Here is a 12,057-nt window from a genome sequence, read left to right as displayed (position 1 = left end):
CACGCTCAGCAGCCCCAGGCAGAGGAGATGGCAGCATGATCAACCTCATCTTCACTGCGGAAAAATTTCAGATTGGGGCTGGACTGTCAGGATATGTGGCGGATCTGGGCGCTTGTTTCGTCAGCGCCGATCTCGGCATCGTCCCCGAGCTCGAGCCGCGCGCCGACCATGCGAGCTACCTCGCATCCTGGCTCGCGGTCCTCGCCAACGACAAGCGCTTCATCTTCTCGGCCGCCGCGCACGCGCAACGGGCCTGCGCCTATCTGCATGGTCTGCAGCCACAGGCAGAGACCGTGCCGAAGGCGGCGTGATGCTCTCCGCTCCGGCTGCAGAAGGGGAGGGCGCCGAGCTCTCCTCGATCCGCCTGCGCGTGCTCAGCCTTGGCGCCGGCGTGCAATCGACGACGCTCGCCTTGCTGGCGGCGCATGAAGAAATCGGGCCGATGCCCGATTGCGCGATCTTCGCCGACACCGGCTGGGAGCCCGACGCCGTGTATGAGCACCTCGCCTGGCTGATGTCGCCCAACGTCCTGCCGTTCCCGGTCCACATCGTCTCGGCAGGCAATATCCGCGACAACCTGATCGCCGCCGGGTGCGGGCGGCGCTGGGCGTCGATCCCCGCCTTCACGCGCACCACGAACCGGCGCGGCCAGGTCTCGATCGGCATGATCCGGCGCCAATGCACCGGCGACTACAAGATCGACCCGATCCGCCGCAAGGTGCGCGAGCTCGCCGGCCTGACCCGCAAGCGATCCCCCGCTGTCCCTGTCGTTGAGCAGTGGATCGGCATCTCGACGGACGAAATCGTCCGGATGAAGCCGAGCTTCGAGCGCTGGCGCGTGAATCGCTGGCCGCTCGTCGAGCGGCGAATGGCGCGCAGCGACTGCCTGCGCTGGCTCGACCGCCACGGCTATCCGCGGCCGCCCAAAAGCGCCTGCATCGGCTGTCCGTTCCATTCCGATGCGGTCTGGCGCGCCATGCGTAATCACGATCCGGCGGCCTGGGCCGATGCGGTCGAGGTCGACCGCATCATCCGCGCCGGCCTGCGCGGTATCCGCGGCGAGGTCTATCTGCACCGTTCGGCCGTTCCGCTCGACGAGGCGGACCTCTCGACCGAAGCGGACAGCGGCCAGCTCGACCTCTGGCCGAATGAATGCGAAGGCATGTGCGGCCTGTGACGGGCTGGCATTCGTCATTCAATTGCATTACATTGCCTTGGCAAGGAGGCGATTATGGCCGCGAATGCGCTTGTCCAGACTCGAATCGACGCCGACGTGCGGGACCGCGCGTCCGCGGTTCTCGAAGGCATGGGGCTGACAGTGTCGGACGCCGTGCGCATCCTGCTCACCCGGACCGCCAATGAGGGCGCCCTGCCGCTCGAGCTCGTCACCAACAGCGAGGCGCATGACGCTTGGTTCCGGGAGAAGGTGCAGGAGGCGCTGCAGGACACGCGGCCCGACGTCCCTGACGAGCAGGCCGAGACGCATTTCTCCGAGCGCCGCGCCGCGGCCCGGCGCAAGGCCGCCGGCGGATCGTGAAACTCGTCTGGTCGGCCTTCGCGCTCTCCGATCGCGACGGCATCTTCACCCATATCGAAGCCGACAATCCACGCGCGGCGATCGCCGTCGACGAGCGGATCGCGGCGTCCGCGCGCCGTCTGGTCGACTTCCCGGAGAGCGGCCGTCCCGGCCGCGTCGCCGGCACGCGCGAACTCGTCATCACCGGCACGCCCTATGTCGCGGCCTACGCCGTGACCACCGAGTCGATCCGGATTCTCCGCGTTCTGCACGGTGCCCAAAGGTGGCCGGACGAGCTTCCGCAAGGCTGAGGCGGCGCCGTCCGCCCCATTGATCCGACCTTTGCACATCCGCCTCAGGTCGTTTGCCGAACGCCCCGCCGCGCGGCGGGCATTCCTGGAGCGTCATCGCGCCGGAGGGGCGGCGCCGAGACCGGACCAGCACCTCGCTTCCCGCCCATTGGCGTTGAGGGGACCGGGAGGGTCGCCGGCGATGAGCCGAGAAGCCCGTCGCTCGGCTGCGGCCTTTCCCCCGGTTGAACATCGACCGCGCTCGAGCGCGCGGCGTCAGCGGCCCTGACGGTGCGGAGAAGCCGGTGCGGCCTTGCTGATGTTGGCCGGGTCTTCCGGGATGGCGGCCGCGCCGTCGCCATGCGGTGTGGTTTGCCGGTAGCGCACTGTGTCCCCATCGTTCGGTCTGTTCGCGTCCACTGCGTCCTCGATCTGGCATGTCTGACCGAAGGCCGTCGGCGCTGCGCGCCGCCTCGATCTCTCATGACCGCAACGGCCTTTCTCAGCTTTCTTCCCCTGGGCGCTGCGCGCCCATTCCTCGCGAGCCAAGAAAGCCTCGCCCTGGCCGCCCTCCACTGTGTTGCGGCCCTTCGGGTGCGGCCCGATCGCCTCCGGTCATCGACAGCCATCGAGGTCGCGATGGCCGCGGCCCGATAAACGAAAGAGGACACGAACATGGCTACCATCGGCAACTTCACCGTCAACGGCAACGGCTTCTCGGGGACGATCCGCACCCTGACCCTGAACGTCAAAGCTCGGCTGGTCCGCATCGAGAACCCCTCCGACAAAGGCCCCCACTTCCGCATCTTCGCCGCAGCGAATGTCGAGCTCGGCGCCGCCTGGCAGAAGCACTCCGAGCAGACGGACCGCGACTACCTCTCGGTCAAGCTCGACGATCCGAGCTTCCCTGCCCCGATCTACGCAACCCTGGTCGAAGTCGAAGGCGAGGAAGGCCTTCAGCTCATCTGGTCCCGGCCGAACCGGGACTGACCCGGGCGACAAGAGGGCCCCGCCGCAAGGCGGGGCCTTCCCTGTTTCGGCACACGAGAAGCTCCTGATGACGCGATCCCGATCATCACAGCGCCGAAAGCCGCATCGCGACGACATCGTGCTCTGGCCTAACGGCACTTCGGCGACGCGCGAGGAAGTCCGCAACGGCCACCTCGCCTGGAAGTCGGACGACCATGAAATCATCGACCACATGGACGAAACCCGGCTGAAAGCGGCCGGAGGCCTGGATGGGCCGGTGTGACGACTTTCGGCCGGCAGCGCTTCGCTTGTCGGCTATTCTCGTGGGCTTGCTTCAGTCCGCCTCGCGGTAGCCCCGCCGTCTCTTGCGGCGCTCGAGGCGGCTCAGCGCGTCGCCCGCCTCGTCGGGCCGATCAAAGGTCTGCATCATCGATTGGCCATTGGTGCCGATCCGTCCCCAGTTGCGGATGACCGACGCGCCGCCGAACAAGGTCGGCTGGATCGCGAGCATATAGAAGCGCCGCATGTTCTGCGTCGGGTCGATACGACGAAGATGGACGGGCAGGCTCTCCGTGTCGGTCATGGGCGGATTCTCGCCTCCTGCGGAGGCACCGTCCAATGGCTTTTCCGAATCGATCCGCTAGGATCGATTCGTTGTGCTGATGGGTCAGTCGCACCAGCTGCGACGGCCGCCATACCAACGGCGAACCAGCCCTTCGGCGACCAGGCGCGCGCCGATCGAGCGGCCCGCCCGCAGGACCGTGCGCAGCTTGCGGCCGAAAGAATCTTCGTCCCGCGGGCCTGCGGCCAGCGAAAACGGCCCCGCGTTGAGCAGCGCCTGCAGGCGGTACTTCGCCGTCTCGCCGAGCTCTCTTTCATGTTCGCAAGCGCGGCGGAGTGAGCTCCGGCGCGTCGATGTCGGCGATCCGGACCTTCTGCCGGCCGAGCCAGAAGGTGTCGCCGTCGACCACGCAGCTAAACCGTCGAGCGCTCCCACAAATGGACAATACGGCCGTCACCTTATCGGCGACAGGTCCGGAAGCCGTGCCAAACATCGGCTCGGCACCTGCGCGGGATGCCCAATGCAATGCGGCGAGGATGATTGTGGCGGCCACGGCGCCCTTCGCTAGGAGGCTCCTCATTCTACTGGATCGATGTTCAAGCCGGGCGTTGGACCCGGTCGGCGGCACTGTCTTTCTGCACGGGACCATATTTCCAACGCGGCGTTCTTTCTTCAGTGGATTCCGGAGCAGATCCGATGGGCAGGATGGCGTACGCGTCACGAGCTGCAGTCCTGGAAAAGGTCATGCCGAGGGGCGAGGCATCTCGGCGAGCCGCCAGCGGCGGACTCGCTCTACTCGCGCCGCTGCGCGTCGCTCCCGGAGCCCGCTACGCGGTCTCCGCCATGCGGTGACGATCCAGCTCGCGGGACGAGGCCGCCCGGGGTCGACCGGGCGCCCTGTTGCGACGGCAACCCTCGCGCACCCAGCGGGCTGGCGCAGGCAAAGCAGATGCTCGCGGTGCGTAAAGGCGTCGGCCAGCCGCACCGCGATGTCGCCCGCGGTGGCCTCCGCTTCGCTATCGCCGATGCGCAGCCGTCTCAAAGCGCTCCTCCCTGAACCGCCTATTTCCGGTGGAACCTGTTTTCGCCGACGCAGCTTCTCATGTCCTCGCGGCGGAACCAGATCGCGCGCCCGCAGCGCAGCGGCGGATTGCCGGCCGTGAACACGATCTGCTCGTCGGCGCGCATGCGCAGGACCTCGTGCGGCAGGATGAGCGGGCGGCGCGCCAGCTGCTTCGAGCGCGTCCGCGACGCGCCCGACATCTGCGACGAGCGGCTGAGCTGGTCGACCTCGACGGTGGTGTCGCCGCAACGTCGCGAGATGTAGTCGGCGGTCTCGGGATCGTTGATTGCGGCGAAGCTGATCCATGACGCCGATTCGAACCATTTCGAGGTGGCGTCGCGGCCGCCATAGGCCTCGCGAATCTGGCCGATGGACTGGAACAGCAGCGTCATGGTGATGCCGTATTTGCGGCCGGCGTCACGCGCGGTCTCCAAGATGCGCAGGAAGCCGAGCCGCGCCACCTCGTCGAGCAGGAACAGCGTGCGGTCCTTCACCTCGCCATTGCGGTTGTAGATCGCGTTCATCAGCGCCCCGATGATGACCCGGGCGAGCCCCGGATGCGCCTCCAGCACCTTCAGGTCGAGCGCGATAAAGATGTCGGTCCCGCCGTCGGCGAGTTCGTCGGTGGTGAAGCTGTGACCAGAGACCAGCGCGGCGTAGTTTGGATAAGACAGCCAATGCGTCTCCTTCACCGCATTGGCGTAGACGCCGGAAAAGGTCTCCGGCGTCATGTTGACGAAGACTGCGACATTCTCCTTCACGAACTCCGATCCCGACTGTTCGTAGATCCTAGTCAGCCGCTCGCGCAGCTTCGGCTCCGGCTCCGATAGGTTGGCGCGGACCTGCCGGAGCGTCTGGTCCTTCTTTTCCGTATGACCCGACAGGCAGACGTCCGCGATCAGCGCCGTCAGAAGCTGCATCGCGGAGGCGCGAAAGAAGTCGTCGCGCGCAGAGACCTGGCGCGCGTTGTCCGTCATTACCCAGGTCGCGACCGCGACAATGTCCTCCTCCTTCGTTCCGCCGAAGCGTCCGATCCAGTCGAGCGCGTTGAAGCCGGTGGCGGCATCAGCCGGGTCCAGCACCACCACCTTGCGGCCCGCCTTGCGCCGATGGCCGATCACCATCGGCGCGACCTCGGATGAGGGGTCGAGCACCACCAGGCCGCCACCCCATTTCAACGCCGAGGGAATCGTCACCGACGTCGTCTTGAAGCCGCCCGAGCCGGCGAAGACGATGCCGTGCGAGGAGCCGAACGAGCCGTCGAAGCAGAGCAGCTGCGAGCGGCCGCCGCTGCCCCAGCTGTCGCGGCTGTCGGCGCGGAACGCGATGCCGGCGACGGAATCGCGATCGACCCGGTAGCGCTCGCCGATGACGATGCCGCCGGCGTCGCCGAACAGCTTGCCGGCCGTTTCCATCCGCATCCAGTCGGTCTCTCCATGGATCGCGCGCCGGCCCTTGATCCGGCGCGGAGACGCCGCGACGAAAGCGGCGTTTCCCTTGATGGTGACGCGCAGCGCGAACATCGCGCAAACGAGCGCGATCGCCGCGCCGATCATCGTTCCCGGATCCGCATAGGCCAGCACAGATTGCCCCGCCGGCACGCGGTCCGCCAGAGCGGCCAGCCGCGCGCCTTCGCGGATGGTGGCGATGCCGATGACAGCCGCGCTCCCGACCACGACGCCCCATCCAACCGCCCGGATGCCGATCGCGCCGGCCGCCGCGAAGAGCAGGATCAGGCCGAGCCCGGCCGATAGCACATAGGGGAGCGCGAGCCCGGCACGGCCGAGCATCAGGCGCGCGGCCTCGGTCTTGCCGAAGCCCGCCAGCCAGTGCTCGGCGCCGGTCGTCGTGATCGCCACGGCGATCATCATCGCCGCCTGCAGCCCGGCGAGCAGCACCCTATTCATGATCGCGCCCGAAGGCTTCCGCGCCGATGGCGCTGAGCCGCGTTCGCTCGGTTTGGTCTTCACCGATGCGGCGCTGTGCGTCGATCAGCATGCCGAGCAACAGCGCGCGCTTCTCGTAGCGCAGCCCCGCCTTCACGATCAGCCCGCCGAGCTCGATCTTCTCGCGCGTGTCCTTCTTGCGTGCGTCCGATGAGCTCGACCGGCGCATGCGCTCAAGCCTCGCGATCGCCGCCCTGAGCCGCGCCAGCCGCGAGCGTCGTGGACGCCCCGCCATTTGGCTGCCGGCCAGCGACGCCCTTTCTCCCGCTCGACGCGCCGGCGTCGTCGCGAAACCGTTTCGCCACCTCCTCGAAGGCCGAGAGCAGCGCCGCCTCCTCGACCTCGATCTCGCCAATCCCGGCCTTCAGCGCGATCCGGCCGATGCGTTCGGCCTCGCGCGTCTCGGCCTGCCGGAGCTGGTCCTGCAGCCTGGCGATTTCCTCCCTGATCTGTCGCGACGGCTTCTTCATTCCGGTTGACCCTTCCACCGTCCCGTATCCGCTGGGTTGAGGCCCAGCTTTCCCCGGATGAGCGCCAGCGGCGACTAGTAAAAAAGCTAGTCGGCGAAGCCGACGCCACTTGAGATCATCCCGGCCGTTCCGAAGGAGCGGCATCCAAGGGCGCAGTAATACGTCGCTGGCGCGACGTGCTGCGCCGGCCCCGGCGAGGCCGGCCTCTCCCGACGAACACGCCGTTCGAGGTTGCACCGGGAGACGCCGTCATCGTGGCGATCACGCATTTCACGCCCCAGCTCATCGGCCGCGGCAAAGGCCGCAGTGCCGTGCTGTCGGCCGCGTATCGCCATTGCGCCCGAATGGAGTACGAGGCCGAGGCGCGCACGGTCGACTATTCCAACAAGCGCAATCTCGCCCATGAGGAATTCCTGTTGCCGGCCGACGCACCGGAATGGGCGCGGGCGCTGATCGCCGACCGCTCAGTCGCCGGCGCCGTCGAGGCGTTCTGGAACCGGGTCGAAGCGTTCGAGAAACGCGAGGACGCGCAGTTCGCCCGCGAATTCATCATCGCGCTGCCGGTGGAGCTGTCTAAGGAGCAGAACATCGCGCTGATGCGGCAGTTCGTGCTCGAGCAGGTGCTGGCGCGCGGGCAGGTCGCCGACTGGGTCTATCACGACGAGCCGGGCAATCCGCACGTCCACCTGATGACGACGCTGCGGCCCCTGACGGAGGATGGCTTCGGCCCGAAGCGCATCCCCGTGATCGGCGACGACGGCGAGGTGCTGCGCAACAAGGCGGGCAAAATCATCTATCGGCTCTGGTCGGGCGAGAAAACCGAGTTCCTGGAGCAGCGCAACGGCTGGCTCGACCTGCAGAACCAGCATCTGGCGCTTGCTGGCCTGGAGATTCGCGTCGACGGCCGCTCCTACGCTGAGCGCGGCATCGACCTGGTGCCGACCACCCATATCGGCGTTGGCGCCAAGGCGATCCAGCGCAAGTCTGCAGAAAACGGCGAGGCCGCAGATCTCGAACGGCTGGCGCTGTTCGAGACGCAGCGCACCAAAAACCGCCGGCGAATTCTGAACCGTCCCGAGATCGTGCTCGACCTGCTGTCGTCGGAGAAGAGCGTCTTCGACCAGCGCGACATCGCCAAGGTGCTGCACCGCTATGTCGACGATGCCGGCACCTTCCAGCAGCTGATGGCGCGCATCCTCCAGAGCCCGGAGCTCCTCCGCATCGAGCGCGAGAGCGTCGACTTCGCCACCGGCGAACGACTGCCGGCGCGCTACACGACGCGCGAACTCATCCGCCTCGAGGCCGGAATGGCGCGGCAGGCGATCTGGCTGTCGGAGCGCGGCTCGCATGGCGTTCGCGAGCGCATGCTGGAGCAGGTGTTCGCCGGGCATGAACGGCTGTCGGAGGAGCAGCGCACGGCGATCGAGCGTGTGACGAAACCGGGCGGGATCGCGGCCGTCGTCGGCCGCGCCGGCGCTGGCAAGACCACCATGATGAAGGCGGCGCGGGAAGCCTGGGAGCTCGCCGGCTACAGCGTGGTCGGCGCGGCGCTCGCGGGCAAGGCAGCCGAGGGTCTGGAGAAGGAAGCGGGCATCGCGAGCCGGACGCTGGCGTCATGGGAGCTGCGCTGGAAGCAGGGCAGGGACACGCTTGACGCCCGCACCGTCCTCGTGCTCGACGAGGCCGGCATGGTCGCCTCCAAGCAGATGGCGCGCTTCGTCGAGGCGGCGGTGAGGGCCGGTGCAAAGCTGGTGCTGGTCGGCGATCCCGAGCAGCTGCAGCCGATCGAGGCGGGGGCGGCGTTCCGCGCCATCGTCGAGCGCATCGGCTATGCCGAACTCGAGACCATCTATCGGCAGCGCGAGCAATGGATGCGCGCCGCCTCGATGGATCTGGCGCGCGGCCGGATCGCGGAGGCGCTCTCCGCCTATCAGCAGCAGGGCAGGGTGCTCGGCTCGGTTCTGAAGGCCGAAGCCGTCGCCAGTCTGATCGCGGACTGGAACCGCGACTATGACGCCTCGAAGAGCTCGCTGATCCTGGCGCATCTGCGCCGCGATGTGCGCATGCTCAACACGATGGCGCGCGAGAAGCTGGTCGAACGTGGACTCGTGGGTGAGGGCCACGCGTTCCGCACCGAGGACGGCGCCCGTAGGTTCGATGTAGGCGACCAGATCGTCTTCCTGAAGAACGACAGCGCGCTCGGCGTGAAGAACGGCATGATCGGCAAGGTGGTCGAGGCCACGCCGAACCGCATCGTTGCGGCGATCGGCGAGGGTGATCAGCGCCGTCAGGTCACAGTCGATCAGCACCTCTATCGCAATGTCGACCACGGCTACGCCACCACGATCCACAAGGCCCAGGGCGCCACCGTCGCCCGCGTGAAGGTGCTCGCCTCGCTCTCGCTCGACCGCCACCTGACCTATGTCGCGCTGACCCGGCACCGCGAGGACATGGCGCTCTATTACGGGCGACGCTCCTTCAGCTTCCATGGCGGGCTTGCCAAGGTTCTGTCCCGGCGCAACGCGAAGGAAACCACGCTCGATTACGAGCGCGGCACGCTCTATCGGCAGGCGCTCCGCTTCGCCGAGAACCGCGGCCTGCACATCGTCAAGGTCGCCCGCACGCTGCTGCGCGATCGCCTCGACTGGACGGTCCGACAGAAACAGAAGCTCACCGATCTCACTCAGCGCCTGCGCGGCATCGGCGCGCGTCTCGGCCTGTTCGATCCCCGTCAGACACATAGCCCGAAGGAGACCGCAGCGATGGTCGCCGGCGTTACCCTTTTCACCAAATCGATCCAGGACACGGTCGAGGATAAGCTGCGCTCCGATCCTGCCGTCACGAAGCAGTGGGACGAGGTCTCGACCCGCTTCCGCTATGTCTTCGCCGATCCGGAGACGGCGTTCCGCGCCATGAATTTCGACGCGGTCCTCTCGGATCGCACCGCGGCGAAGACGACGCTGTACCGACTGGTCTCAGAACCGCAGGCACTCGGCCCCCTGAAGGGCAGGACCGGCCTTCTCGCCGGCAAGGCCGATCGCGAGGAGCGGCGCGTCGCCGAGCTCAATGTCCCCGCGCTGAAGCGGGACATCGAACGCTATATCAACCTGCGCGAGGCCGCCGTGCAGAAGCTCCAGGCCGAGGAGCAGGCGATGCGCCATCGCGTGTCGATTGACATCCCGGCCTTGTCGCCGGCGGCGCACCGCGTCCTCGAGCGGGTGCGCGACGCCATCGACCGCAACGACCTGCCGGCAGCCATCGGTTACGCGATCTCCAGCCGCGAGGTGAAGGGCGAGATCGACGGCTTCAACAAAGCCATAGCGGAGCGGTTCGGCGAGCGCACGCTGCTCACCAATGCCGCACGCGAACCCTCCGGCAAGGTCTTCGACAAGGCGGCAGACGGGCTCGCTCCGGGCGAGCGGCAGAAGCTCGCCGAGGCCTGGCCGACCATGCGCACCGCGCAGCAGCTCGCCGCCCACGAGCGCACAGCAGCGACGCTGAAGCAATCGGAGAACCTGCGCCAGACGCAGCGGCAGACGCCGGTGATGAAGCAATGAGGCGCCGGCGCATCATCGCCGTCCTCCCGGCCGCGATTGCGTCTCTCGTCATGCTGGCCGGCATCGCCTGGCTTGGCGGGCTGCGCATCAATCTGACGCGCAGCTATCCGCTCGGCCTGTGGCGGATCGAGCCGCTCGATGGGCCGCCCGCCGTGGGCGATCTCGTCTTCATCTGCCCGCCCGACGGCGCCGCGTTTCGCATGGCGCGCGAGCGCGGCTATCTCGGCCGAGGCCTCTGCCCAGGCTGGTTCAGCCCGCTGATCAAGACGGTCGTTGCGACCGAAGGGCAGGCGACCGAAATCGGCGCCGGCGTCTCCGTCGACGGGCGGCCGATCCCCCATGCCGATGTTCAGCGAGAGGACGCCGCGGGCAGGGCGCTCGCGCCCTTCGACGGCGGGCTGGTGCCGCGCGGCTTCCTGTTTCTCCACTCCAATTTTGCGGGCTCCTATGACTCACGGTATTTCGGGCCGATACCGGCAAGCGGCCTGCTCGGTCGCGCTCGTCCGCTCCTCACCTTCGCGCCGTGACATGGCGCGGGGTCTGGCGCTGATCGTGATCGCCGCGCTCGTCGGCGTCATCGGCTGGAGCGGCGATCCGTTGACGCTGCCGCTCGCGATGCTGTTCCCGGCGCTGTGGGCCTCGGCGCGCAGCCGCTTCGTCACGGCGCTGGTCGCGGCGGCTTACTCCCTGGCCGCCTCGCGGGGCCTGCCGCAGGGCGTCGCCAACTTCTACGGCGCCGACCTGTGGCCGGGCCTGTTACTCTGGCTGGTCGCGTCGTTCGCTTTCGTCGCCGTCCATGCATTGCTCTGGACGAGCCGGCCGGGAGGAGGGCGGGCGGTGCGGTTCGCGCTCGCGGCCGTGCTGATGGCGGTGCCGCCCTTCGGGATCGTGGGTTGGGCGCATCCGCTGACAGCCGCAGGCGTGCTGTTTCCCGGAGGGGGCTGGATGGGACTGGCGGCCGCCGCGGCCGGGCTCACCGCGATGACGACGCGCGCCTGGCCGATCGCCGCCATCGTGCTCGGCGGGATGTGGCTGTGGTCGGCCGCCACATGGACGCCTCCGGCACTCCCCGAGGGGTTCCGGGGTCTCGACCTCGATATGGGCCAGAGCCTCGGACGCGACGGCACGCTCGAGCGGCAGCGCGATCTGATCGCTTCGGTCACGCGAGCCGGAGGACAGGGTGGCAGGATCGTCGTGCTTCCTGAGAGCGCGCTTGGGTTCTGGACGCCGAGCGTCGACCGGCTCTGGCGCGAGGCGCTTGCAAGCAGCGACATCGTCGTGATCGCCGGCGCGGCCGTCATCGACCCGCAGGGCTACGACAACGTCCTTGTCGCGATCTCGGCGCAGGAGGCCGGAATCCTCTACCGCGAGCGCATGCCGGTTCCGGTCTCCATGTGGCAGCCCTGGCGCCGCTGGCTGGGACAGGATGGAGGGGCGAGGGCGCATCTGTTCGCCAACCCGACCGTCGAGCTCGCTGGCCGGCGGATCGCCCCGCTGATCTGTTACGAGCAGCTCGTCGTCTGGCCCAATTTGCAGTCGATGCTCTACCAACCGAACGCGATCGTCGCTACCGGCAATGGCTGGTGGACCGCTGGCACCTCGATCATGGCCATCCAGAATGCCAGCACGCTCGCCTGGGCGCGCCTTTTCGACGTTCCGCTCGTCGCCGCTTTCAATCGATGAA

General features: G+C 67.8%; 14 protein-coding genes and 1 pseudogene. 9 read left to right on the top strand and 6 right to left on the bottom strand.

The window, feature by feature from the left end; genetic code table 11:
* The 4 genes from FHS78_RS15755 to FHS78_RS15740 form a co-directional block, all read left to right on the top strand.
* Positions 1 to 311: zincin-like metallopeptidase domain-containing protein (locus tag FHS78_RS15755; RefSeq protein WP_246220539.1), on the top strand; the 311-nt coding region annotated here is incomplete at its 5' end.
* Positions 311 to 1,177: an adenine nucleotide alpha hydrolase family protein gene (locus tag FHS78_RS15750; protein ID WP_167095334.1), complete on the top strand. Its 867-nt coding sequence runs from the start codon at positions 311 to 313 to the stop codon at positions 1,175 to 1,177. The genes FHS78_RS15755 and FHS78_RS15750, both read left to right, overlap by 1 nt.
* Positions 1,178 to 1,231: 54 nt before the next feature.
* The gene (locus FHS78_RS15745) at positions 1,232 to 1,537 is read left to right on the top strand and encodes a type II toxin-antitoxin system RelB/DinJ family antitoxin (protein ID WP_167095325.1); all 306 of its coding nucleotides are present in this window, start codon (positions 1,232 to 1,234) and stop codon (positions 1,535 to 1,537) included.
* Positions 1,534 to 1,827, top strand: coding sequence for a type II toxin-antitoxin system RelE/ParE family toxin (locus FHS78_RS15740; protein ID WP_167095324.1), 294 nt, complete (start codon positions 1,534 to 1,536; stop codon positions 1,825 to 1,827). Before FHS78_RS15745 ends, FHS78_RS15740 begins: the two co-directional genes overlap by 4 nt.
* A gap of 255 nt (positions 1,828 to 2,082) precedes the next feature.
* On the opposite strand, the gene FHS78_RS15735 is transcribed toward FHS78_RS15740, so the two are convergent.
* The gene (locus FHS78_RS15735) at positions 2,083 to 2,226 is read right to left on the bottom strand and encodes a hypothetical protein (RefSeq protein ID WP_167095323.1); all 144 of its coding nucleotides are present in this window, start codon (positions 2,224 to 2,226) and stop codon (positions 2,083 to 2,085) included.
* Positions 2,227 to 2,481: 255 nt separating this feature from the next.
* Between FHS78_RS15735 and FHS78_RS15730 the strand changes: the two genes are divergently transcribed.
* Together FHS78_RS15730 and FHS78_RS15725 are read left to right on the top strand one after the other, a co-directional pair.
* Complete coding sequence (locus tag FHS78_RS15730; RefSeq protein WP_167095322.1) at positions 2,482 to 2,796, top strand: DUF736 domain-containing protein; 315 nt, start codon at positions 2,482 to 2,484, stop codon at positions 2,794 to 2,796.
* 67 nt (positions 2,797 to 2,863) lie between these two features.
* Positions 2,864 to 3,058 (top strand): hypothetical protein, encoded by a 195-nt coding sequence (locus FHS78_RS15725; protein ID WP_167095321.1) that lies wholly within the window; start codon positions 2,864 to 2,866, stop codon positions 3,056 to 3,058.
* Between the two features lie 51 nt (positions 3,059 to 3,109).
* Here the strand turns inward: FHS78_RS15725 and FHS78_RS15720 are convergent, their stop codons facing one another.
* From FHS78_RS15720 to traC, 5 genes and pseudogenes are all read right to left on the bottom strand, one after another.
* On the bottom strand, positions 3,110 to 3,358 hold the full coding sequence (locus FHS78_RS15720) for a WGR domain-containing protein (RefSeq protein WP_167095320.1): 249 nt from the start codon (positions 3,356 to 3,358) through the stop codon (positions 3,110 to 3,112).
* Positions 3,359 to 3,442: 84 nt separating this feature from the next.
* Positions 3,443 to 3,830, bottom strand: a pseudogene (locus FHS78_RS15715) (thermonuclease family protein).
* Between the two features lie 569 nt (positions 3,831 to 4,399).
* Complete coding sequence (gene traG / locus FHS78_RS15710) at positions 4,400 to 6,307, bottom strand: Ti-type conjugative transfer system protein TraG (protein WP_167095319.1); 1,908 nt, start codon at positions 6,305 to 6,307, stop codon at positions 4,400 to 4,402.
* A complete protein-coding gene (gene traD, locus FHS78_RS15705) occupies positions 6,300 to 6,515 on the bottom strand; it encodes a type IV conjugative transfer system coupling protein TraD (protein WP_167095318.1) in 216 nt (71 codons plus the stop codon). Before traD ends, traG begins: the two co-directional genes overlap by 8 nt.
* A gap of 4 nt (positions 6,516 to 6,519) precedes the next feature.
* Entirely contained in the window at positions 6,520 to 6,816 is a 297-nt protein-coding gene (traC, locus tag FHS78_RS15700) for a conjugal transfer protein TraC (RefSeq protein ID WP_167095317.1), read from the bottom strand.
* Positions 6,817 to 7,070: 254 nt separating this feature from the next.
* On the opposite strand from traC, the gene traA reads away from it, so the two are divergent.
* Genes traA through FHS78_RS15685 form a run of 3 tightly spaced genes read left to right on the top strand, consistent with a single transcriptional unit; the run spans position 7,071 to position 12,056 of the window.
* Positions 7,071 to 10,373: a Ti-type conjugative transfer relaxase TraA gene (gene traA, locus FHS78_RS15695; RefSeq protein ID WP_167095316.1), complete on the top strand. Its 3,303-nt coding sequence runs from the start codon at positions 7,071 to 7,073 to the stop codon at positions 10,371 to 10,373.
* Positions 10,370 to 10,900 (top strand): conjugative transfer signal peptidase TraF, encoded by a 531-nt coding sequence (traF, locus tag FHS78_RS15690; protein WP_167095315.1) that lies wholly within the window; start codon positions 10,370 to 10,372, stop codon positions 10,898 to 10,900. The genes traA and traF overlap by 4 nt, the downstream gene beginning before the upstream one ends.
* 1 nt (position 10,901) lies before the next feature.
* Positions 10,902 to 12,056, top strand: coding sequence for a conjugal transfer protein TraB (locus tag FHS78_RS15685; protein ID WP_167095314.1), 1,155 nt, complete (start codon positions 10,902 to 10,904; stop codon positions 12,054 to 12,056).
* The last annotated feature ends 1 nt before the right edge of the window (position 12,057 follow it).

The organism is Parvibaculum indicum, from assembly GCF_011762095.1.
Taxonomy (GTDB): Bacteria; Pseudomonadota; Alphaproteobacteria; order Parvibaculales; family Parvibaculaceae; genus Parvibaculum; species Parvibaculum indicum.
The sequence above is the reverse complement of the archived record's forward strand: the minus strand, read 5'-3'. Positions and strand labels throughout refer to the sequence as shown.